This is a genomic window from Marinitoga aeolica, assembly GCF_029910535.1.
GTDB lineage: Bacteria > Thermotogota > Thermotogae > Petrotogales > Petrotogaceae > Marinitoga > Marinitoga aeolica.
In genome coordinates, this window is the sequence record NZ_CP069362.1 from 485,972 (window position 1) to 508,402 (window position 22,431).

The 22,431-nt window shown below is 28.7% G+C and carries 24 protein-coding genes and 1 tRNA gene; 7 read left to right on the forward strand and 18 right to left on the reverse strand.

Annotated features, from left to right (window positions below; all coding sequences use genetic code 11):
• Positions 1-16 precede the first annotated feature (16 nt).
• Positions 17-91 (reverse strand) — tRNA-Thr (locus JRV97_RS02325).
• A gap of 94 nt (positions 92-185) precedes the next feature.
• On the opposite strand from JRV97_RS02325, the gene JRV97_RS02330 reads away from it, so the two are divergent.
• The gene (locus JRV97_RS02330; protein WP_280999821.1) at positions 186-1,076 is read left to right on the forward strand and encodes an HD-GYP domain-containing protein; all 891 of its coding nucleotides are present in this window, start codon (positions 186-188) and stop codon (positions 1,074-1,076) included.
• A gap of 102 nt (positions 1,077-1,178) precedes the next feature.
• On the opposite strand, the gene miaB is transcribed toward JRV97_RS02330, so the two are convergent.
• From miaB to JRV97_RS02405, 15 genes are all read right to left on the reverse strand, one after another.
• A complete protein-coding gene (gene miaB / locus JRV97_RS02335) occupies positions 1,179-2,528 on the reverse strand; it encodes a tRNA (N6-isopentenyl adenosine(37)-C2)-methylthiotransferase MiaB (RefSeq protein WP_280999823.1) in 1,350 nt (449 codons plus the stop codon).
• 60 nt (positions 2,529-2,588) lie between these two features.
• The gene (rpsB, locus tag JRV97_RS02340) at positions 2,589-3,395 is read right to left on the reverse strand and encodes a 30S ribosomal protein S2 (protein ID WP_280999824.1); all 807 of its coding nucleotides are present in this window, start codon (positions 3,393-3,395) and stop codon (positions 2,589-2,591) included.
• A gap of 102 nt (positions 3,396-3,497) precedes the next feature.
• Positions 3,498-3,854: a ribosome silencing factor gene (rsfS, locus tag JRV97_RS02345; protein ID WP_280999826.1), complete on the reverse strand. Its 357-nt coding sequence runs from the start codon at positions 3,852-3,854 to the stop codon at positions 3,498-3,500.
• Between the two features lie 15 nt (positions 3,855-3,869).
• Positions 3,870-5,696: a glutamine--fructose-6-phosphate transaminase (isomerizing) gene (gene glmS, locus JRV97_RS02350; protein WP_280999828.1), complete on the reverse strand. Its 1,827-nt coding sequence runs from the start codon at positions 5,694-5,696 to the stop codon at positions 3,870-3,872.
• A 12-nt stretch (positions 5,697-5,708) separates the two neighbouring features.
• Positions 5,709-6,701, reverse strand: coding sequence for a phosphate acyltransferase PlsX (gene plsX / locus JRV97_RS02355; RefSeq protein WP_280999830.1), 993 nt, complete (start codon positions 6,699-6,701; stop codon positions 5,709-5,711).
• A gap of 2 nt (positions 6,702-6,703) precedes the next feature.
• The gene (rpmF, locus tag JRV97_RS02360; protein WP_280999832.1) at positions 6,704-6,889 is read right to left on the reverse strand and encodes a 50S ribosomal protein L32; all 186 of its coding nucleotides are present in this window, start codon (positions 6,887-6,889) and stop codon (positions 6,704-6,706) included.
• Positions 6,890-6,911: 22 nt separating this feature from the next.
• Positions 6,912-7,466, reverse strand: coding sequence for a YceD family protein (locus JRV97_RS02365; protein WP_280999835.1), 555 nt, complete (start codon positions 7,464-7,466; stop codon positions 6,912-6,914).
• Between the two features lie 80 nt (positions 7,467-7,546).
• Complete coding sequence (locus JRV97_RS02370) at positions 7,547-8,470, reverse strand: RluA family pseudouridine synthase (protein ID WP_280999837.1); 924 nt, start codon at positions 8,468-8,470, stop codon at positions 7,547-7,549.
• The gene (lspA, locus tag JRV97_RS02375; RefSeq protein ID WP_280999839.1) at positions 8,452-8,904 is read right to left on the reverse strand and encodes a signal peptidase II; all 453 of its coding nucleotides are present in this window, start codon (positions 8,902-8,904) and stop codon (positions 8,452-8,454) included. Before lspA ends, JRV97_RS02370 begins: the two co-directional genes overlap by 19 nt.
• 1 nt (position 8,905) lies before the next feature.
• Positions 8,906-9,724, reverse strand: a complete 819-nt coding sequence (locus JRV97_RS02380) for a CheR family methyltransferase (protein ID WP_280999840.1) — start codon at positions 9,722-9,724, stop codon at positions 8,906-8,908.
• An 11-nt stretch (positions 9,725-9,735) separates the two neighbouring features.
• Entirely contained in the window at positions 9,736-10,518 is a 783-nt protein-coding gene (locus JRV97_RS02385; RefSeq protein WP_280999842.1) for a hypothetical protein, read from the reverse strand.
• Between the two features lie 39 nt (positions 10,519-10,557).
• On the reverse strand, positions 10,558-11,310 hold the full coding sequence (locus JRV97_RS02390; protein ID WP_280999844.1) for a YebC/PmpR family DNA-binding transcriptional regulator: 753 nt from the start codon (positions 11,308-11,310) through the stop codon (positions 10,558-10,560).
• Between the two features lie 21 nt (positions 11,311-11,331).
• On the reverse strand, positions 11,332-12,732 hold the full coding sequence (locus JRV97_RS02395) for a GAF domain-containing SpoIIE family protein phosphatase (RefSeq protein WP_280999846.1): 1,401 nt from the start codon (positions 12,730-12,732) through the stop codon (positions 11,332-11,334).
• Complete coding sequence (locus JRV97_RS02400) at positions 12,725-13,093, reverse strand: response regulator transcription factor (RefSeq protein ID WP_280999848.1); 369 nt, start codon at positions 13,091-13,093, stop codon at positions 12,725-12,727. Before JRV97_RS02400 ends, JRV97_RS02395 begins: the two co-directional genes overlap by 8 nt.
• A 1-nt stretch (position 13,094) precedes the next feature.
• Positions 13,095-13,646: a TIGR03936 family radical SAM-associated protein gene (locus JRV97_RS02405; RefSeq protein WP_280999850.1), complete on the reverse strand. Its 552-nt coding sequence runs from the start codon at positions 13,644-13,646 to the stop codon at positions 13,095-13,097.
• 91 nt (positions 13,647-13,737) lie between these two features.
• On the opposite strand from JRV97_RS02405, the gene JRV97_RS02410 reads away from it, so the two are divergent.
• From JRV97_RS02410 to JRV97_RS02430, 5 genes are all read left to right on the forward strand, one after another.
• Positions 13,738-15,753, forward strand: coding sequence for a transglycosylase domain-containing protein (locus JRV97_RS02410; protein WP_280999852.1), 2,016 nt, complete (start codon positions 13,738-13,740; stop codon positions 15,751-15,753).
• Positions 15,754-15,767: 14 nt separating this feature from the next.
• Positions 15,768-16,616, forward strand: coding sequence for a cyclic nucleotide-binding domain-containing protein (locus JRV97_RS02415; protein ID WP_280999854.1), 849 nt, complete (start codon positions 15,768-15,770; stop codon positions 16,614-16,616).
• The gene (locus JRV97_RS02420) at positions 16,606-17,100 is read left to right on the forward strand and encodes a hypothetical protein (RefSeq protein WP_280999856.1); all 495 of its coding nucleotides are present in this window, start codon (positions 16,606-16,608) and stop codon (positions 17,098-17,100) included. Before JRV97_RS02415 ends, JRV97_RS02420 begins: the two co-directional genes overlap by 11 nt.
• Positions 17,101-17,241: 141 nt before the next feature.
• Positions 17,242-18,279 (forward strand): L-threonine 3-dehydrogenase, encoded by a 1,038-nt coding sequence (gene tdh / locus JRV97_RS02425; protein ID WP_281001022.1) that lies wholly within the window; start codon positions 17,242-17,244, stop codon positions 18,277-18,279.
• A gap of 11 nt (positions 18,280-18,290) precedes the next feature.
• Entirely contained in the window at positions 18,291-19,475 is a 1,185-nt protein-coding gene (locus JRV97_RS02430) for a glycine C-acetyltransferase (RefSeq protein WP_280999858.1), read from the forward strand.
• Between the two features lie 28 nt (positions 19,476-19,503).
• On the opposite strand, the gene JRV97_RS02435 is transcribed toward JRV97_RS02430, so the two are convergent.
• Positions 19,504-20,679, reverse strand: a complete 1,176-nt coding sequence (locus JRV97_RS02435; RefSeq protein WP_280999860.1) for an ABC transporter permease — start codon at positions 20,677-20,679, stop codon at positions 19,504-19,506.
• Positions 20,680-20,789: 110 nt separating this feature from the next.
• Here JRV97_RS02435 and upp point away from each other — a divergent pair, with 110 nt between their 5' ends.
• Complete coding sequence (gene upp / locus JRV97_RS02440) at positions 20,790-21,425, forward strand: uracil phosphoribosyltransferase (RefSeq protein ID WP_280999862.1); 636 nt, start codon at positions 20,790-20,792, stop codon at positions 21,423-21,425.
• 34 nt (positions 21,426-21,459) lie between these two features.
• On the opposite strand, the gene ftsY is transcribed toward upp, so the two are convergent.
• Positions 21,460-22,365: a signal recognition particle-docking protein FtsY gene (gene ftsY, locus JRV97_RS02445; protein ID WP_280999864.1), complete on the reverse strand. Its 906-nt coding sequence runs from the start codon at positions 22,363-22,365 to the stop codon at positions 21,460-21,462.
• Positions 22,366-22,431: the final 66 nt, after the last annotated feature.

The following is a 22,431-nucleotide window of genomic DNA, read 5'->3' on the forward strand; positions in this document are numbered from 1 at the left end:
TGCGAAGCAAAAGCTCTGGAGCCGGTGAAGGGAATCGAACCCCCAACCTACTCATTACGAATGAGCCGCTCTACCGTTGAGCTACACCGGCACAACACACCACAGGATATTATATATTTTTAATTTAAAATTGTCAAGACTTTTTTTAATTTTATGGTATAATTTTAAAAAAGGAGGGATTTTTTATGTCATTTAAAAAAATTAAAATTTATGACTCTACTAATTTGTCTAAAGGCTTATTAAACATTTTCTTATTCGAATATACACTTAATATGGATGATGCTGAAATAGTAATCTCAAATAAACAGGAAAACATCAATAAAACTTATATTTTATTAAAAAATGAACAATTGAATTTAATAGAAAATAATCATAATCTTTTTATATCCGATTTTTCTATTGAAAATTTTCAGGTCATATTATTAAAGTTATTATCCAACATTTTTAATGAAAAACCTTTTGAATTATTATATTTATTGGAAGACAAAAGAAAAGAAGTGGCTGAATTTATAAAAAACCTTATAGTTTTATTTGAAGTGGAAGATAAAAAAAGCAGTATGAGTCATACACAAAGAGTCGCATTTTATTCAAAAAAATTTGCTGAATATTTAAAATGGCCAGAAGACAAAATAGAACTTGTTTATGATTTAGCTATGTTACATGATGTTGGAAGGATAGGTATAGAACAGTTAATGCTTTTTTCAAAAACTCGTGTTTATGATTTGGAAGAATGGGACTTAGAACATACGGTAGCTGGATCAATTTTTCTAGCAAACAGAAAAGAATTATGGTATGCTATGGACGTAGTTAGATCACATCACGAATATTGGGACGGAACAGGTTATCCAGATCATTTAAAAGGTGAAAAAATACCTTATATGGCTAGATTTATAGGTATTATAGATTGGTTTGACTGGGCTACGCACACCGCCACATCAGAACATTTCGGCATATTAACTCCTGAAGAATCCATAGAATATGTAGAATTTAATTTAGGTAAGAAATTTGATCCAATTTTAGGAGAAAAATTTATTAATTTTATTAAAGAATACCTTTCAAAGGAACAATTCATATAATATATAGTATAAAAATCTGGAATTTTCTATATTAATTAATAATATTATTTTGAAAATATTATATTATATAAATAAACTACAGCCGATCAGGCTGTAGTTTATTTATATATATGACTCTATTTTATTAAAAGTTTTATCATTTTCTTTAGCTATAATTTCACCATATAAAGGTCCAGCTGAAATTTTATTAATCTTAATTTTAACAAATTTTCCTATCAAGTCTTCTGTACTTTCAAATATTATTACTTTATTATTTATAGTTCTACCGATATATGCTCCAGATTTGGTTTTATTTTCCTGTATTACGGTTACTACTTTATCTAAATATTTTTCATTTTCTTCATGATTAATTTGCTTTTGAATGTTCATAAGATATTGAAATCTTTTATTTTTTATTCTTTTAGGAACATCGTCTTCATAATATTTTGCAGAAATTGTTCCTTCTCTTGGAGAATACTCTGCTAAATTTAATCTTTCATACCTAATTTTTTTCACCAGATCTACTGTATCCATAAAATCTTCATCTGTCTCTCCAGGGAATCCTACAATAATATCTCCAGATATTGTAACTTTAGGAACTGTATTTTTTATTTTCTCAATTAAATTAATATAAAATTCTTTTGTATATCTTCTATTCATCTTTCTTAAAATATTATTGCTTCCCGCCTGAACAGGCAAATGAAAATTCTTTGCTGCTTTAAAATTATTTGCAACTTCTTCAATTAATTTATCCGTTATATCAGTTGGATATGAAGTTAAAAACCATATTCTTTTTATCGAATCAAATTTTGCTGCTTCTCTTATTAATATATCTAATTTTGGTTTTTTATCTCCAAAATCTTTACCATATGAATCTACATTCTGTCCTAAAAAAGTTATTTCTCTATATTTATTATCATTATAGTATTTTACTTCTTTTAGAATATCTGCAATAGGTCTACTTTTTTCAAAATGTCTTGTGTACGGAACTATACAATATGTACAATATTTATTACATCCATAAATAATATTAATCCATCCATGATGCTTACTATATGGATGTTTTGGCAATTCAGCTGTTATTTTATCAAAATTATCTGAAAAATCCGCAAATCTTTTACCTTTTTTGGCTTTATCATATAATTCTTTTATATTCATATAATTTCGCGTTCCAAAGACAAAATCCACACCATGAAATCTGGTTAATATATTTTTCTTTTCTTTTTCCGCCACACATCCTCCTACAGCAATAACCAAATTTTCGCGCTTTTTCTTCAACTTTTCATATTGACCAATTGCACCATATAGTTTATGTTCTGCTTTTTCCCTTACCGCACAACTGTTCAAAATAATAAAATCAGCTTCTTGTGGATTTTCTGTCCATTCGAAGCCCTCTTTTTCCAATACTCCAGTCATAATTTCAGACTCATTCACATTCATCTGACATCCAAATGTTTTGATATAAAACTTCACATTTTCACCTCCAAATTTTATAAATAAAAAAGGGGGATATCCCCCTTATTATTTTAATTATTATTCTTCTTCCTCAACAACTTCTCCGTATTTTTCTTCTGCTTCTACTTTTGCTTTTGTTACTTCTTCAACAGCATCAATAACTTCTTCTTCAGATTCTGCTGAAATTGATTCTTCTCCCATTCTTCCTTCTCTACCTTCAATGTATGCATCTGCAATTTTTGAAGTAATTAATTTTATTGCTCTAATTGCATCATCATTTCCAGGAATTACAATATCTATTGGATCAGGATCACAATTTGTATCAACCAAAGCAATTACAGGAAGACCTAACATATTTGCTTCTGCAACAGCTATTTGTTCTTTTCTTGGATCAATTAAGAATAATAAGTCAGGGATTTTTTTCATTCCTCTTAAACCACCAAGGTTTTTATCTAGTTTTTCATACATTTTTTTAATTTTACTCTGTTCTTTTTTAGGTAATTTTTCAAATTCTTCTGAATTAACGAATTCATCTAATTCTTCTAACTTTTTAATTCTCTTTTTAATTGTTGGGAAATTAGTTAATAAACCACCTAACCATCTGTTATTTACATAATATGCTCCTGCTCTTTTTGCTTCATCAGCAATGATTTGCTGTGCTTGCTTCTTAGTACCAACAAATAAAATAACTTTTCCTTCTGCAGCCTGATCTCTAACAAATTCATATGCTTCTTCTACTGCTTTTAATGATTTTTGTAAGTCAATAATGTAAATACCTTTTCTTTCTGTAAAAATGTAAGGTTTCATTTTAGGGTTCCATCTTCTAGTTCTATGTCCGAAATGTACCCCTGCTTCTAAAAGTTGTTTCATGCTAATAACTGCCATACTAACACCTCCGGATTTTGGTTTTTACCTCCACCGCCCTACGTTTCCGACCTGATTACAGGCACCGGGGAAACTGCATAACGGTGTGTGAGGTTATATTAACTAAATATTAATCCTTTTTGCTTCACTCCATAATCCTTCTAAATCATAAAATTCTCTTGCACTTTCTGTGAACAAATGAACAACCACACTTCCACCATCAACTATTAGCCATTCATATCCTTTATCTTTATCGTAGTATAATAAATTATGATTTTCTTCTTTGAATTTTTCAACAACAGCATCTCTCAATGCATTTAAATGAGTTTCAGAATTACCTGTTGCTATAACAAAATAGTCTACTAATAAAGGGGATTCTTTCATATCTAATATTTTTATATCAATTCCATCTTTCTCATATAACACTTTTACAATTTTTTTTGTTAATTCAAGAATTTCCCCTTCTGATTTTATATTCACTAATTTTCACCTCCATTACTCTACTGTAACACTTTTCGCCAAATTCCTTGGTTTATCCGGATCAAGTTTTCTCAATACTGCTACATTATAAGAAAACAATTGGATAACTGGCGCCATTACTAATGGATATAATGCTTCATGCGTCTCCGGAACCATTATATATTCATTTGCTAATTGTTTTATTTCTTCATTTCCTTTTGTTGTTATTGCTATTATATTCGCATTTCTTGCTCTTGATTCCATTAAATTTGACTTCATCTTTTCATATAATGAATCTTTTGGTATTATTGCAAATACAGGGAATTGTTCATCTAATAATGCTATTGGACCATGTTTTAATTCTCCTGCTTGATATCCTGCTGCATGTATATAACTGATTTCTTTTAGTTTTAACGCTCCTTCTAATGCCGTAGGGTACCCAAATCCTCTTCCTATATACATCATATGCTGATATTTTACATATTCTCTTGCTAATTCTTTTATTTTTTCGTTTAATTTTAATACTTCTTTATATATTTCTGGCATCTTTTCTATACCTTTTAATATGCCTCTTATTTCTTCATTTAATCCTTCTGTTAACTCTATTATTTTGGCACCTAATGCGTATAATATAGCTATTTGAGCTGTATATGTTTTCGTCGCTGCCACTCCTATTTCTGGACCTGTGTTCATATATATTGCTCCATGTGATTCTCTTGGAATTGTTGAACCATATACATTGCTTATTGTTATTACTTTTGCTCCCTTTTCTTTTGCTATTCTTATTCCTTCTAATGTATCTATTGTCTCACCTGATTGAGATATCGCAACTACTAAGGTGTTTTCATCCACATGCGGATTCATATATCTAAATTCTGAAGCTACTTCTATATCCACATCTATTTTCGAATATCTGTTCATAAAATATTTAAAAGTTAATCCTGCATGATAACTGGTTCCACATGCTACTATAAATATTTTCTTTAAATTATTTTTTATAAATTCTTCTATATTATTTATTTCCGATATTACCGGTTCTCCATTTTTTATTCTTCCTGTTATTGCTGCTTTTAATGCCTCAGGTTGTTCATTTATTTCTTTTAACATAAAGTGATCATATCCGCCTTTTTCTGCTGCTTGTTCATCCCAATCTATGTGCACTGATTTTTTTTCTATTTTTTCTCCATTTATATTATAAAATTCTATTTTTCCTGGTTCTAATACCGCCATTTCATTATCGTTCATAAAATATACATCTTTTGTATATTTTATTATTGGGGTTATGTCTGATGCCAATACTGCATAATCCTCATTATATGCTACTACTAAAGGACTCCCTTTTCTTACTGAAACTATCCTTTTTTCATCTGTATGTATTACTCCTATTGCATATGCACCCTCTAACCTTTTTATTGTTTTTAATACCGCTTCAAACAAATTTCCTTCATAATATTCTTCTACTAAATGCGCTATTACTTCTGTATCTGTTTCTGATTTAAATTTATGCCCTTTCTCTATTAATTCTTTTCTTAATTCCTGAAAATTTTCTATTATTCCATTATGTACTAATGCTATTTTACCTGTACAATCCGTATGTGGATGAGCATTTAAATCTGTTACTCCTCCATGAGTTGCCCATCTAGTATGGGCTATTCCTATACTTATATCGTTTTCAATTTCTCTATTCAATTCTTTTCTTAAATTTGCTATTTTTCCTGTTGTTTTTATCAACTCTATATGATTATTTTGTGAAAACGCTATCCCCGCTGAATCATACCCCCTATATTCTAACTTTTGTAATCCATTTACTATGTCTTTTACCTTTACTTCTTTTTTCCCTACCAATCCCACAATTCCACACATTTTACTTACCTCCTACAATATATCCTTTATCTTTTCTACTATATTTTCTTTTACAGCTCTATTTGCAACAGCAAGAGCATTGGCAATAGCCTCACTATCAGATGAACCGTGAGCCTTTATAAGTATTCCATTAATCCCAAGAAAAAATGTTCCACCATATTGCCTATAATCAAGGCTTGCTTTTAACCCTTTTAATGCTTTTTTTAATAATAAAGCTCCCAATTTGGCAAATATTCCACCATTTACTATTTTTTCTTTTAATTCAGACATTATATAGTAAGCAGTTCCTTCAATTGTTTTTAAAGTGTTATTACCGGTAAATCCGTCAGTTACTATTACATCTATTTCTTTTTCAAAAATATCTCTTCCTTCAACAAATCCAATATAATTTATTTTTGGGTCATTAGTTAAGTACTCTGCCGCTTCTTTAACCAATTTAGTTCCTTTACTTTCCTCGGTTCCTATATTTAATATATGAACCTTTGGATTTTTTATACCAAGAAATTTCGCAAAAGCAATTCCTTCTTTTGCAAGAGAAATAAAATGAGCTGGTTTTAGCTCTGCATTAGCACCACCATCAACTAAAACTCTTGGTTTACCACCTTTTCCCGGTAATGGTATAACTAAAGCAGGTCTATCTATACCTTTAATCCTACCTGTAACAAACGTCCCAGCGGCCAAAAGTGCTCCTGTACTTCCAGCGCTTACAAAAGCATCCAATTCCCCATTTTTCATCATTTCTGTTCCGATATAAATAGAACTATTTTTTAATTTCAAAACTTCTGTAGGTTTTGTATGATTATCAACTGAATTTTCAGCTTTAATAAACTTAATTTTACTCCATAATTCTTGTGGTATATCATTTTTTAAAGTTTCTTCTCCCCCAATTAAATACAATTCATCAATAAAATTGTTTTTTAAAGCAAAAATCGCGCCCTTTAAAGTAGAATTGGGCGCGTTATCTCCACCAAATAAATCTAAGCCGATTCTGGCTTTTTCAGGCATTATTATTCACCTATTTCTAAGATTTGTTTTCCATTATAGTATCCACAATTTAAACATACTCTATGGGGGAGTTTTGGTTCTCCACAATTTGGACATTTTGTAACATTAACTTTAATTGCTTTGTATAAATTTGCAGCTCTCCTTCTATGTGTCCTTGCTCTTGATGTTTTTTGCTTAGGTACAGCCATTTATAATCCCTCCTAAAATTTATTATTTTTCATCATTAAATATATCCAATAATTTTTCAAACCTTGGATCTATATATTCTTCTTCATGCTTATGATTTGGATTTTCATTCAAATCTACTCCACAAATTGGACATAATCCTTTACAATCTTCTTTACATAATGGTTTATCTGGAATTTCCATTAATATTGATTCAATAATTCTATCTGTAATATCTACTTTATTTTCTGAAAAGAAAATTATATTATCCAGGGATTCTAATTTTTCACTTTTTGTGTATAACCCAGAAAATTTTTCATTTATATAATAAGCCTCAATCTCACCCTTTATTCTTTCATTGTATTTTTTTAAACATCTTGAGCAAACTAATTCAATAACAGTTTCAACTTTACCTTTCAAAATAAAACCATCGGAATTTTTTTCTATTTCAAATTCTATTTCTACTGGAGAAAGTATATTAAATACCCCTTCAGGTGTATCTATCTGTTGCCATTCTAATTTAAAAGTAAAAAATTCCTTCTCTTCGATTCTATCTAAATCATATATAAGTTTAGCATCTCTTAATTTATCGTTTAACATATAAAACACCTCGCGCTTTATTTTACGACAATATTTTTTAATAAATAACAAGACTATGTTAATTTTCTGTTATTTTTTTTTCATTCTTTTTCTAAGTTAATCATTGCTTTTTTAAAATCATCGGGTATTGGAGCTACAAATTCCATCCATTTATTTGTTCTTGGATGGAACAAACCCAATTTTAGAGCATGCAACATTTGTCTTTCAATACCATATTTATAATCTTCAGCTGGTTTTCCGTAAACATCATCGCCAAGTAATGGATGTCCTATATATTTAAAATGGACTCTTATTTGATGTGTTCTTCCAGTTTTTAGATTTATCCAAGCTAAAGATGCTTTATTTTTAAATTCCTTTATTATTTTATAAATAGTAACGGATTCTTTTCCACCTGGAACAACTGCCATTTTTATTTTAATTTGCGGATGTCTCGCCAATGGTGCATTTATTTCACCACTTTTTTTCTTCAAAAGTCCTTTCACCAAAGCTATATATGTTTTTTTTGTTTTTCTATCTTTAAATTGTTTACTTAAAGATTGATGTGCTAAATCATTTTTAGCTACCACTATTGCACCTGAGGTATTTTTATCTAATCTATGCACAATTCCAGGTCTTAATTCTCCGCCTATCCCCTGCAAATCTGTACAATGATATAACAATGCATTTACCAAAGTTCCTGTTACTTTATTTACAACAGGATGAACTATCATAAAAGGAGGTTTATTTACTACTATTATGTCTTTATCTTCATAAATTATATTTAGTGATATATTTTCCGGCAAAACTTCTATAGATGGTGGCTTATCTGGCACTTCAATTGTTATTATTTCTCCATTTTTTATTTTGTACGATGGTTTTTTTAAATCTCCATTGACTATTATTTGTCCCTGTTTTATAGCTTTTTGCACATATGTTCTTGATATCCATTCAGGAACCTTTTCTACTACAAATTTATCTAATCGCCAGCCATTTTCTCTATTCGTAACTAAAAAGTTTTCTTCCACGGATCATTACTCCTTTTTAAATAATAAACAGCCAAAAGAATTCCTCCTATAGTTACAAAAGAATCTGCAACATTAAAAACAGAAAAATATTTAACGCTAAACATATCTACAACATATTCAATTCTTATTCTATCATATATATTTCCAAGAGCACCACCTATTATAAAAACAGTAGATAGATCAAACAAAAAAGACTTATGTTGTTTAAGATGTATTTTTCTATATACATATATTATTGTAACTACAAATGTTGCAATAATTCCCATAAGAAACGGATGCCCTTGAAGCATCCCAAAAGCTATACCTGTATTTGTAACATAAGATAAGGTTAAAAAATCTCCTATAATATGTATAGTTTTTCCAGCTAAATATTCTTGAGCTAATTTTTTTGATATTTGATCAAATACCAGTATAAATGGAATTAACCAATCCAAATTAATCACTCACTTTTTGGTAAAAGAAAGGTTCTATTACTTCCAATCCCAAACTCTTATAATTAAATATTCTTTCTGTTGAGCCCACAAAAAGCACTCCACCGCTTCTTAAAGAATTGGCAAAGTTTTTGTATAATTTATTTTTAGCATCCATATCAAAATAAATAACTACATTTCTACATGAAATTAAATCTATATCACTTTCAAATTTATCCATTAAAAGATTATGTTGTTTAAATACTACTCTATTCTTCACATGAGACAAAACCTCATAAGTTTCATTATCCACTTTTCTAAAATATTTTTTTCTTATATCTTCCGGAACATTAATCATAGATCTTTCCGAATAAATTCCTCTTTTTGCCTTTTGTAATACAAATTTATCCAAATCAGTTGCCAATACTTTTATATTTTTAGGTGCATTTAATTCTTCAAGTATTATTGCATGAGTATACGGTTCTTCTCCAGTAGAGCAACCTGCACTCCATATTTTTGTTTTTGTACTTCTTTCTTTTAGTATTTTGGGTAAAATGTGTTTCTTTAAATAATCCCACTTTTCTGGATTTCTAAAAAATTCCGTAACATTAATAGTTAGTTTATCTAAAAATTCATCCCATAGTTTACCATCTTTTCTTAAATCTTCAAAATAAGTTTTATAATCTTTATAAGAATACTTTCTCATTAACATATCAATTCTTCTTCTAACCCTATGTTGTTTGTAACCTCTTAAATCAAGTTGAAAATGCCTGGCAATATTATCTAATAACCATACATATTCCTTATCATCATAAGGTGAAGAATATAAACTTTTTTCATTCATATTTGTTCCTCCTAAAAATTAATATCAAACCTTATTCCATACTTTTTATTTGAATTGATAACAAAATATATATCATTTCGTATTATTGGCAAAGTTATTTCGAATTCATTCTTTATTTTTTTTAAAAAATCACTTCTTATTATATCTCCTTCGGCTTTAAAATCAAAATATAAATTAATATCTTTACTCAACATTTCTACAAAAACCTTATTTTTTGATATTGTAATTATACCAATATTTCCAAAAGTTAAAAACCCCCCATAATCGCTCTTTTTATTTAACGTATCTACGAAAAAACCTATTTTTATTTTATCTCCAAAATAATAACCAAATGACGTTTCAGAAAAATCATATAAATTAATCCAATAAAAATAATTATTAAAACCTTTTTTAAGATTTATTCCTACCATACCATTTGAAACAATATAAGACGCTGGATATTCAAAAAATATATTTTCGAAAGAAATCAAAAATGATTTATTTGACCAGATAAAATAATTCGGATCATTAAAATTATTTTCTTTATATTTATAATTTATGCTAAATCCTGGTTGATAAAATTTTAAATAATTTAAAATTTCATCTATACTAGAAACTTCTATGTAATCTTTATTTTCTGGCTTCATCACAATATAAAAAGAAACATTGGCAACATATAAATTTGTTGCTTCAAAATTAAAATTATAATCTATTTTCAGATTACCATTATCTAAATAAGTAAAAAAAAGGTTATTTGAAAAACTTATAAATGCCAAAACAAAAAACAGAGTTATAAACAATAGTTTTTTTTTCATTCAATCACCTTAAAAACAAGGGGCAAATAGCCCCTTAAATTACATATTTTGTGCCAATCTTTCCATTTCTTCATCATCTATTTCAAAATTAGCAAATACTTCTTGAATATCATCACTATCTTCTAATGCATCAAGTAATTTCAATAATTTTTCTGCATCTGAACCCGCAATTTTAACTGTTGTTTTTGGTATGTAGGTTAAAGTTGCCTTTACAGAGTATCCCATATCTTTCAATGTGTCTCGAACTTGAGCCATATCATCTGGAGAAGCTATTACCTGTATTTCTTCATCTTCAATTACATCTTCAGCTCCGGCATCTAAAGCAACCATCATAAATTCGTCTAAATCTGCTATTTCTGATTTTGGAACAATTATCATAGCTTTTCTTTCAAAATTCCATGCAACTGCTCCACTTTCAGCTAAACTACCACCATGCTTTGAAAGAATATGCCTTACCTCTTGAGCAGCTCTATTTTTATTATCTGTTAAAGCCCTCATTATTATTGCAACCCCAGCTGGACCATAGCCTTCATACATTATTTCTACATATGAATCTGCATCTGTTCCTCCTGCACCTTTTTTTATAGCAGCTTCAATCTTGTCTTTTGGCATATTTGCTTCTTTTGCTTTTTCAATAGCAGTTCTTAATCTTGGATTTGATTCAGGATCTGCCCCACCTTCTTTAGCAGCAACAGTCAATTCCCTAATAAGTTTAGTGAATATTTTGGATCTTTTGGCATCCTGTGCTGCTTTTCTGTGCTTTATATTTGCCCACTTGTTATGACCTGACATAATAAAATACCTCCTTTAAAATCATTTTGATTTTATTATCATTATTGTTGTATCATCATGTTGAGACGCTTTCCCCACAAATTTATCTAATTCATTTATTATTGTTCTTATAGTTTCTTTTGAAGTCGTATCTTTTGTTTCTTTAAATATTTTTATTAATCTTTCTAATTCAAACTCATCACCATTTTCATTTCTCGCTTCTGTTACTCCATCTGTATACAAAGCTACATTTATATTATTTTCATAATATAATTTTTGACTCTCAAATATAAATCCTTCCATGATTCCAATAGGCATATATTCTGCGTCAAATGTTAGTAACTCTCCATCTTTTAGAATCAGTGTTGGATTATGACCACAATTTATCATCTCGATAGTTTTATTTTTATAATCCAGCATCATAAAAATAGAAGTAACGAATCTATCTTGCGGGATTTCCTTAGATATATAATCATTTAAATTAGAAACTATTGTTGTTAAATTATGATCTTTTTCCAATTCATGCCTTAATATTGATCTGAATGATGTCATTATTAAAGCAGCTGGAACACTTTTACCAGAAACATCTGCTAAAACAAGAAAAACTTTATCTCCCAAATTTACTACATCATAATAATCTCCACCAATATCATATGCTGGTCTATAAAACGCTTCTATATCAATATTTTCGAATTGTGGTATTTCTTTTGGCAACAATGACTTTTGTATTTCAGAAGCTATTCTTAATTGTTCTCCTAATTTTTCTTGTTCTATTTTTTTATTTAAAAAATCAAGTGTATCATAACTAAAAGCTATTTGCTCAGAAATTGATTCCATTATTTTTCTATTTCCTGCTGTAAATATGCCTTTTTTTGAACCATAAAATAGAAAAAAACCCCATACTTTTATTCTCGATTCTATTGGTATGAACATAATGGGAATTTCCTCTTTGGTTAAAGGATTTTTTTCGAATATCAATGGTTTTATTTTATTTGATTCATTTAAATAATCAATAAATTGTACTGTTTTTTCAAAGTCAAGCGAATTAAAATCGGCATGTATAATCTTAAAATCTTTTCTTGGTGGAAAATCAGAAAATTCGCCAACAACTATATCATCATAAGTAATTATATCTTTTATTCTTTCCAGGATTTTATTCATTGAAGTTCGTGGATCAAGTGTTTCATGCAAAATTTTACCTATATCAAGAACAGCAGTTAATTCCTCATATAATTTTGACAGTTCCTCAACCTGAGCTTCTAATTGTAAAGAAAATTCTTCAAGTTGTACTCTATAATTTTCGCTTTCTTCTAACAATTTTTCAACCAGATTCTTTACTCTAGATTTAATTTCTTCTAAGTTTTTAGGTTCATCCTTATAATACTTAATTTTATTATTTAATTCCCGATAAATTTCCAATCCATATTCGGTGGCTTTATCCATTTATCCCCACCGCCTGTTTTATAATATCAACAATATTTTTCGGACTAAAAGGCTTCGTTGCAACTTTAAATGCACCAAGAGACAATGCTAAATTTTCATCTTCTTCTCCGCCCTTTGCTGTTAAAACTAAAATAGGAACTTTTATATTTTCTTCTTTTAATCTCTTTAAAACAGTAAAGCCATCCATTTTTGGCATCATTATATCAAGACAAACTGCATCTGGCATTAATTCTTTTATTTTTTTTAATCCTTCTTCACCATCTCTTGCTTCATAAACTTCAAATCCTTCTTTTTTGAAATTAAATGATAATATTTTCCTTAACACATCTGAATCATCTACAATTAAAATTTTCTTGTTCAAATCAATCCCCCCAAATCACGTCATAAACAACAGGATAAAATATAAAATCTTCTTTAATCCCATTAAAAATCTTCCATATATTATATATTTTATTATATTCCTGTTTATATTTTAACACATAAATTCCATTTTTATTTATTTCGTAATCTAAATCTACAAATCTATTTTTCAAATCTCCATTAATAACTTTCTCATAAAAAAATGGAAAAAGATTTTCCGATATATAAATTCTAAATGAATAATATTTTATTCTCAACTTATAATTATCTTCCACAGATTTATACTCTATTAATTTGAACCCTTCGGATACATAATTGTTAAAATTTGAAAAATTTTGCATAGTATTGGTATTTAAAATGACATAAAGCACTCTATTGATATAACCGAGCGGAATTGCTTGAGAAATGCTTAACCTGGGTTTTGAATGAAACCCTTGTGTATATTCTAAATCTATTTTCGCCCTTCTAAACATTCTTTCTATTTCTTCCAAAGTATCGTTATGTGAGATATAAATGGATCTACCAAATTTTTTAAATCTTAAAAGATATTTCAATATACTCACTCCATTATATGATATAATTAAATTAAGCAAGATTTATTATATACTATTTTTATTAAAATCATTTTAAATGGAGGAATAAGCATTGAAATATTTTTTATCAGGACTTCTTACAATTCTTATCACTGGTATGATATTATTTAGTTATACACACAAACTTTTTGTAAAAAAATCTATTTTTTCATTCAATAGTAATTATAATACATATCTTTTCTCAAATAGTAGTGAAATTTTACCTCCAAAATTTGTATATACAAAATTGTCAAACGCTCCTATAGATTTATTGTTTACATTATTGTGGTCTGAAGACAGAGACTTTTTTGGACATCCGGGTTTTAATTTAAAAGGGCTTATTAGATCTATTATTACAAATATAAAAAGTGGAACTACATATGGCGGGAGTACTATCACTCAACAAGTTGTAAAAAATATATATTTGAATCAAAAAAAAGTTATATCAAGAAAAATTTTAGAAATATTTCTTTCATTTTGGGTTGAACGTTATTATACAAAAAATGAAATTTTAGAATCATACATAAATATCGCTTATTTAGGTAATGATATAAATGGCTTTGGTGCCGCTGCAAAAAGATATTTTGGAAAGAATTTAAAAGATTTAAATTTATCAGAAATTTCTATACTTGTTGGAATTATAAACGCTCCAGAATATTATAATCCATACAAACATCCATTAAGAGCGAAAAAACAAGCTTTAATCATCCTAAACTCATTATTAAACAATCAATTATTAACCAATAATGATTATAAATTATATACTCAATATTTAAATAACATAGAATTTAAAAAACCTTATTTCGACGAAAATAATTTACAGCTACTTCTTGCAATAAAGAATGAGGAATCTAAATTAAATTTAACTGGCGGAGGATACATAGTTAAATCTACAATAAACAGAGATTTATTTGAAACCATAAAGGATACATGGCAAGCATCCCAAAGTGCTATAATTATAGACAATAAAACCGGAAAAATTATCAGTTTTTTTGGCAGCCAATATGATGTTTTTTATTCACATCGTCAAATCGGATCCACTATAAAACCGTTTTACTATTTATTAGCTTTAAATAAAGGATATGACATAAATACTCCTCTAATAGACGAACCATTAAAAATTGGAAACTGGTCACCACAAAATTTCGAGAAAACTTTTAAAGGAGAAGTTTCTTTAAAAGAAGCTCTTATTCATTCTATAAATATTCCTTCAATTCACTTGTTTCTAAGTTTAGAAAATTCACCCCAAAAATCTGTTTCTACTGTCGAAACCTTTTTAAGAAATATCGGAATTGACGGATTTTATCCTCATGATATAACTTTATCTCTCGGAACATTAGAAAGTAATGTATTTAATATCGCAAGAGCATTTTCAATATTTCCAAATTATGGCTTAATTCCTAAAACTTATATAATCGATGAGATATATGATAAAAATGGAAATTTAATCTATAAAAAAACACCTGAAATAGAAAAAAAAATACAAACAATAAAGAATAAATCTTATAGCATAATGAATAACCTTTTAGAAAGTGTCGTTTCTGAAGGAACAGCTAAAAATCTGTTTCCTGTAAAAAAAGAATTTTATGGGAAAACAGGAACTGCTGAATATTCTGTATGGTTTTCGGGATATGATGGAAAAATTTCTATTTCAACAAGAAGAGATGGAAAATTTTTACTATCAACTACACATGCCATTCCTATAGCCAGAAGAATTTTAAATATTTATTATTCATATACTCCTTTCACAAAAGTTCCTAAATTTTTCTTTTATTATAATAAAACTTCAAATGATTCTTTTGAAAGTTTTATATCAAACAATTTTAATAAAAAAGAATTATTTTTCAGCAAGAAAAATTACATAAAAAATATCCAAAATTATGAATTTTTATTCCCTGATTTATTTTTAAAATACTATAACTATAATAATAAAGATTCTTCTTTTAAACTCTTTGAATTTGACAAACTTAATATAAAAAAATTTAAAAACTCGTTGGATTTAGGAGAAAAAAATATATATAGCAATTATATTAAAGAAAAATTGTTTTTGGATTATTATTTTCCTGATTTATATATTGCTATTAAATAATAGAGGGTGCTAATATGAAAGATTTTTTTAATCCTGGCGAAGTATTATTAAAAGAAAATGAAATTTATAACTTTTGTTATTATATTATATCCGGGAAAGTTAATACTTCTCTTAAAAATAGAGAATTGAGTTCTGGAGAATTTATTGGCGCAATGGGTTTTTTAACAGGAAAACCTTTATTAGAAAGCTATGTGGCAAACACAAAAGTTGAAGTATTGAAAATAGATAAAGACACTATACCAAAGATACTTGAAGAAAAGGAATTTTCATTATTCCTGGAACACATTGGAAAACTATATATAAATATCTTTTTTAATAGTTTATATGGAATTACACCTAACATTTATGAACTTTTAATTTCAAAAGCAATGGTGACAAATAGGAAAGATCTAATTGAAGACATGCAACTCGATGAAACAGATGTATTGTTAGCAGAATTAGATCAAATCTTAAATGCCGGTGAAATATTCGAATCCGAACTCCCAGAGGATCCAGAAATTGCTACAGAAAGCTTTAAATCACTATTCAATAAGGAAAATATTGATCTGGCCGGTATAATAGTTTTTACAACAAATTATATACGAAAAAACACAGGCAATAGCCAACTTTGTGAAGATTTAATCTATGGATTTGAGAAATCCATAGAAATAGAAGATAGAGCATTAGTAAAATATTTTTTGTATTTATCATGTATATATTGTAACGATTCTAAAAGAATAAAGGAAGTTCTGGAGGAATATTTAGAAATATTAAGATTTTGGGGAATTCCAGCCTGGGGTGAAATGATGATTAGAATAGAAAATTATGACGTATTTTTAAATATATTTAACAAAAAAAATACTGGTGATAAAAATGAAATGTGAGTTAATAACAAACCTTTCAAAAGATATAAAAGAAATAGCTTATATTCAGTCAGGACTTGTTATTTCTACATTAAAATATGAAGAAAAGGAGAAATTAGGACAGGTATTTTGTGAGGGAGATTATTTTGGTCTTGACTCTTTAGTTTTTGGAATTAACTTAATAGATTATTATAAAGTTGAAAAAACTCGTTTCAAAAAAGAATCATACCAACTTTTTACCGAACTTCTAAAAGATAAGGATTATTATAATAAATTTTTCCTAAACCTTAAAATCACATTTCTTGAAATAGCTTCATTTATGAAAAAAAGAGAAGAAGAAATATTATTACTTAATTTAAGAAAAGTATATAATAGAAGTTCTAATATTAAAGGTCTTCCAAAAAGTTTTATATTAAATTATATACCTAAAGATAAAGTCAATATTTTATTAGAAAATAAACTTATTGTGGAAGATGAAGAATTTTTTTATTATAATCCTGAGTAAAACGAACATATTTTAATATTATCCTTCCACAAGAACCATAACAAAGAATAATCTGAAAAAAATGACATTGAAATTTTTTTCATTTTTGAGTTAAACTAAATAATGAATATAAAATAAGGATGGTGAATTATCTTGGGAACTATGAAAGCCATTGTAAAAAAATTTCCAGGAAAAGGATTTGTATTAGATGAGGTAGAAATACCGAAAATTGAAGAACCAAACGAAGTTAAAGTAAAAGTTTTAAATGCTTCCATTTGTGGAACAGACCTTCATATCTGGAAATGGGATGAATGGTCACAGGAAAGAATCAAAACACCACAGATCGATGGACATGAATTCGTGGGTGAGGTTGTAGAAGTTGGACCTATGGTTAAAGGATTAAAACCAGGAGATATTGTAGCCTCTGAAACCCATATCCCATGTGGTGTATGTAAGCAATGTAAGACCGGGAAAATGCATGTATGTAAAAACATGAAAATATTAGGTGTAGATAGAGACGGTGTATTTGCAGAATATGTTGTTGTTCCAGAGATTGTATTATGGAAATTAGATCCTTCAATTCCAAAAGAATACGCTTCTGTTATGGAACCTTTAGGAAATGCTATTCATACTGTAACCTCAGTAGACTTAAGAGGGAAAACAGTTTTAATAACAGGGGCTGGTCCAATTGGTGCAATTGCAGTTCAAGTTGCGAAAATTTCTGGCGCCGCAACTGTAATTGTTAGCGAAGTTTCAGAATATAGAATAAATATGGCAAAAGAGATGGGTGCTGATTACATTATAAATCCTTTAGAAAAGAATTTAGTTGAAGAAGTTATGAAATTAACAAATAATGATGGTGCAGATGTTTTATTGGAAATGTCTGGTAATCCAACTGCATTAAATGATGGAATTGAAGCTTTAACAAATGCTGGAGAAGCAGCGATTTTAGGTGTATTTCCTACAAATCCTGTACCTTTTGCAATGAATACTGCAGTATTTAAAAATATCACTATTCATTGTATAACTGGAAGAAAAATGTTTGAAACATGGCAAATTGCTTCAGAATGGTTAAGGACGAAAAGAATAGATTTATCAAAATTAATTACCCATATTCTTCCAATGGAAGAATTTGAAAAGGGATTTGAACTTATGAATTCTAAAAAAAGTGGAAAAATTGTATTAAAAATTTCAGAATAAGGGGGAATATTATGAATTTTTATGAACAATTAGTTTCTGAAATGAATGAATTAAAATCAAACGGTCTTTTTGTTACTATTAGAACATTAAATGGTGCTCAAGGTGCTTGGTTTGAAGTTGATGGGAAAAAGGTATTAAACTTATGTTCAAATAATTATCTTGGATTCGCAAACAATGAAAGACTTAAGAAAGCTGCTATTGCTGCTGTTGAAAAGTATGGTGTGGGTCCAGGCGCTGTTAGAAGCATTGCTGGAACAATGGATATCCATCACCAATTAGAAAAAGAGCTTGCTGAGTTTAAAAAAACAGAAGCAACTCTCGTTGTACAATCTGGTTTTAATGCTAATCAAGCTGTTATTCCAGCAATAACAACTGCTGAAGATGCTATTTTATCTGATGAATTAAATCATGCAAGTATTATAGATGGTGTAAGACTATCAAAAGCAAAAAAATATGTCTGGAAACACAAAGATGTTAAAGATCTCGAAGAAAAGTTAAAAGAAGCCAAAAACAATGGAGCTAGAAGACTTTTAATTATAACTGATGGTGTTTTCAGTATGGACGGAGATCTTGCGCCATTACCAGAAATTGTTGAAGTAGCAGAAAAATATGATGCAATAGTAATGGTTGATGATGCCCATGGAGAAGGTGTTCTTGGCGAAAGTGGAAGAGGAATTGTCGACCATTTCCATTTACACGGTAGAGTGGACATAGAAGTAGGGACATTATCCAAAGCCTTTGGGGTTGTTGGTGGATTTATTGCTGGTAAAAAAGAATTAATTGAATATCTTAAACAAAAAGCAAGACCTTTCTTATTTAGTAGTTCATTATCACCAGCAGAAACTGGTGCTGCTTTAGAGGCAGTTAGAATATTAACAGAAAGTGGAGAGATAGTAGAAAAATTATGGGATAATGCTAAATATTTTAAAGATAAATTAAATGCTCTTGGTTTTGATACATGGCATAGCGAAACACCAATTACTCCTGTAATGCTATACGATGCAAAGGTAGCAAAAGAATTTAGTTTAAAATTATTTGAAGAGGGTATATTTGCACAATCAATAGGATACCCAACAGTTCCAAAAGGATTAGCAAGAATCAGGGTTATGATCAGTGCCGCACATACGAAAAAAGATTTAGATTTTGCTGTAGAAAAGTTTGAAAAGATTGGTAAAGAATTAAATATTATAAAATAATACAATAGGCTCGTTTTTTAAAACGAGCCTATTTCTTCTCAATATAAGAGAGTGATATGTAACTAATAATGAATGACATTATTGTAAATAATAACATAATATATAAATCTTTACTTACCATTGAAAGATTGTAATTTAATAAAGCTACTTTTCTTAAAGAATCTATGGAATATTTTATCGGTAATGCATACGACCATTTATACCACACAGAATCTTTTGGAATTGAAATCAGCACATCACCAAACAATACCATTGTACCTATAAATATAGCTAATAAAAATGTTGTAGTTCTTGTTGTTTTAGAAATGGAAGCAATTAATAATCCAAATGTTGCAAACATAAATACATTTAAAATTATTAAAATCATCATATTCATTTCGCCGCCTGAAAAATTACTCCCAAAATGTCTGAATACATAAAATGTAATAACACTTGAAATAAGACCTAAGATAATATATGTAAAAAGCTTATATAATGAGAATTCCCATATTTTCAAACCATTTGCTCTATATATATCCAATAATCCATTTTCCCTGGTTTGCGAAATTGAAATACCTATACCTCCCATTGAAAAAATTAATATTAAGACAAGTATTGCAGATGGAGCTAACATGTCCTGAAAATCTAGAGACGCATTTTTTATATTTTTTAAACTTCCATCTTTTATATTAGGGATTTGTATTTCAATATCTGGAGGATTTCTCTTTTTATCTACAGAGATTCCGCCTTTTAGAAGAAATTGAGTTGTAGATCCCGTTGAAATTTCAGGTATTCCAGATAATTCATTAAACAACGCTTTTACAACTGTATAAATTGCTACACTGCTATCTAGATCATTGGGATTGGGTACTAAAATTAATTTTGTATTCTTATAATTTTTTAAATTATTCATAAAACCTTTTGGTATTATTAAAATTGAATCAAATTCATTATCTTTTACAGCTTTTACCAGCTCATTTTGAGATGTTATTTGAACAGCATCTTTCCATTTAAAAAATTGACTCAAAAAAAGAAAACCAAATCTTCCTAAAAAAGAATTATCCTCATTATATACAGCTATTTTATAATCAGATAACATATTTTCTGGAAATAGGTTGGAACCTAAATACGACAGCAATACCGGAATAAGAATCAACGATAATAAAAAACCTTTATTTCTAAAAATTTTCAAGAGTTCATATTTCATCAGTGATAATATTTTCATTCCCTCACCTCTATCTTTTTCTAAATCTTTATATATTTTATCAAAAAAATTAAATTGTTCAAAAAATTTTATGGTATAATTGGAAAGAATATAAAAAAGGAGGCACAAAAATGAATCTTCGTAATCTTACTGTTGTTGAGCACCCTTTAATAAAACATAAACTTACTATTATGAGAAGCAAAGATACTGGACCAAAAGAATTTAGAGAACTTTTAAAGGAAATAACCCAATTGCTAACCTACGAAGCCACACGTAATTTACCAACTATTAAAGTCGAAATTGAAACGCCTATTCAGCATACTATCGGCGAAATGGTGGAAGACAAAAAAATAACTATAGTTCCAATTTTACGAGCGGGACTTGGTATGATGGATGGTATTCTCAGTCTTGTACCTAATGCAAGCATTGGATTTTTAGGCATATATAGAGATCCAGAATCACTAAAACCTGTTGAATACTATTTAAAATTCCCACCCTTTAGTGAAAATCACTATGTTTTTATTGTTGACCCAATGTTAGCAACTGGTTTTTCTATTAGATACGCTATAAAAAAGGTTAAAGAGTTCGGGGTTAAAAATATAATCGTAATGTCTTTACTTGCTGCTCCTGAAGGAGTTAAAAATATTGAAGAAGAATATCCTGACGTAAAAATATTCACAGCTGCACTTGATGAAAAATTAAATGACCACGCTTACATAATACCTGGTTTAGGTGATGCAGGAGATAGACTATTTAGAACAAAATAAGAAACTAAACCGATGCTGAAATGCATCGGTTTTATTATTCATCTATACCTAATAATGCATTACAATAAACCTTAGGATCAAAAATCTGTAAATCATCTGCCTTTTCTCCCACACCTATAAGTTTAATTGGAATGCCTATTTCCTGATTTATAGCGAAAGCTATCCCACCTTTTGCAGTACCATCTAATTTCGTCACTACTATACCACTTAAATCTATAGCTTCTTTAAAAACTTGCGCTTGAACTATTCCATTTTGACCTGTTGTTCCATCCAATACCAATAATGTTTCATGTGGGGCATCTGGTATAACCTTTTGAATTACCCTCTTTATTTTTTTCAATTCTTCCATTAAATTACTTTTAGTATGTAACCTTCCTGCTGTGTCAATGATAACTACATCTCTATTTTTAGCTACTGCATGATTCAGAGCATCATAAGCCACAGCTGCAGCATCTGCTCCATGTGAATGTGCAATTACATCAATATTTAATCTATTTCCCCATTCTTTTAATTGCTCTATAGCTGCTGCCCTGAATGTATCTCCAGCAGCAAACACAACATCATTCCCCTTTTCTTTATAAATTTTTCCCAGTTTTGCAATAGTTGTGGTTTTCCCTGTACCATTAACCCCAACTACTAAAATAACAAAAGGTTTTTTATCCGGATTAAATTCCAAAGGCTTATTGTCAAGATGTTCTACCATAATATCTCTTAAAAGTAGAAGTGGATCTTCATTTTTTTCTTTTCTATATCTTTCTTTCAATTTCTCCAATATATCATGTGTAGCTTCAACTCCAACATCTGATAAAATCATTATTTCTTCAAGCTCTTCCAAAACATCATCATCAAGTGTTCTTCCAGAAAATAGCGTTTTAATATTCCCAAAAAATTTATCTCTTGTTTTTTTCAACCCTTTAGCTATCTTATTAAAAAAACCCATCTTAAACCTCCTGCTCAATTTTGCTTTTATTTTTACAACATATATTTTATCATTAATTCCTGTAAT

Excerpts from the sequence above, each read along its gene's own strand:
- JRV97_RS02385 (WP_280999842.1), bottom strand. The coding sequence starts at position 10,518 with ATGAAAAAAAAACTATTGTTTATAACTCTGTTTTTTGTTTTGGCATTT.
- rpmF (WP_280999832.1), bottom strand. The coding sequence starts at position 6,889 with ATGGCTGTACCTAAGCAAAAAACATCAAGAGCAAGGACACATAGAAGG.
- JRV97_RS02415 (WP_280999854.1), top strand. The coding sequence starts at position 15,768 with ATGAAAGATTTTTTTAATCCTGGCGAAGTATTATTAAAAGAAAATGAA.
- JRV97_RS02395 (WP_280999846.1), bottom strand. The coding sequence starts at position 12,732 with ATGGATAAAGCCACCGAATATGGATTGGAAATTTATCGGGAATTAAAT.
- JRV97_RS02330 (WP_280999821.1), top strand. The coding sequence starts at position 186 with ATGTCATTTAAAAAAATTAAAATTTATGACTCTACTAATTTGTCTAAA.
- JRV97_RS02390 (WP_280999844.1), bottom strand. The coding sequence starts at position 11,310 with ATGTCAGGTCATAACAAGTGGGCAAATATAAAGCACAGAAAAGCAGCA.
- JRV97_RS02365 (WP_280999835.1), bottom strand. The coding sequence starts at position 7,466 with ATGTTAAACGATAAATTAAGAGATGCTAAACTTATATATGATTTAGAT.
- JRV97_RS02380 (WP_280999840.1), bottom strand. The coding sequence starts at position 9,724 with ATGAATGAAAAAAGTTTATATTCTTCACCTTATGATGATAAGGAATAT.
- upp (WP_280999862.1), top strand. The coding sequence starts at position 20,790 with ATGAATCTTCGTAATCTTACTGTTGTTGAGCACCCTTTAATAAAACAT.
- glmS (WP_280999828.1), bottom strand. The coding sequence starts at position 5,696 with ATGTGTGGAATTGTGGGATTGGTAGGGAAAAAAGAAGTAAAGGTAAAA.
- ftsY (WP_280999864.1), bottom strand. The coding sequence starts at position 22,365 with ATGGGTTTTTTTAATAAGATAGCTAAAGGGTTGAAAAAAACAAGAGAT.
- JRV97_RS02430 (WP_280999858.1), top strand. The coding sequence starts at position 18,291 with ATGAATTTTTATGAACAATTAGTTTCTGAAATGAATGAATTAAAATCA.
- plsX (WP_280999830.1), bottom strand. The coding sequence starts at position 6,701 with ATGCCTGAAAAAGCCAGAATCGGCTTAGATTTATTTGGTGGAGATAAC.
- JRV97_RS02420 (WP_280999856.1), top strand. The coding sequence starts at position 16,606 with ATGAAATGTGAGTTAATAACAAACCTTTCAAAAGATATAAAAGAAATA.
- rpsB (WP_280999824.1), bottom strand. The coding sequence starts at position 3,395 with ATGGCAGTTATTAGCATGAAACAACTTTTAGAAGCAGGGGTACATTTC.
- tdh (WP_281001022.1), top strand. The coding sequence starts at position 17,242 with ATGAAAGCCATTGTAAAAAAATTTCCAGGAAAAGGATTTGTATTAGAT.
- JRV97_RS02435 (WP_280999860.1), bottom strand. The coding sequence starts at position 20,679 with ATGAAAATATTATCACTGATGAAATATGAACTCTTGAAAATTTTTAGA.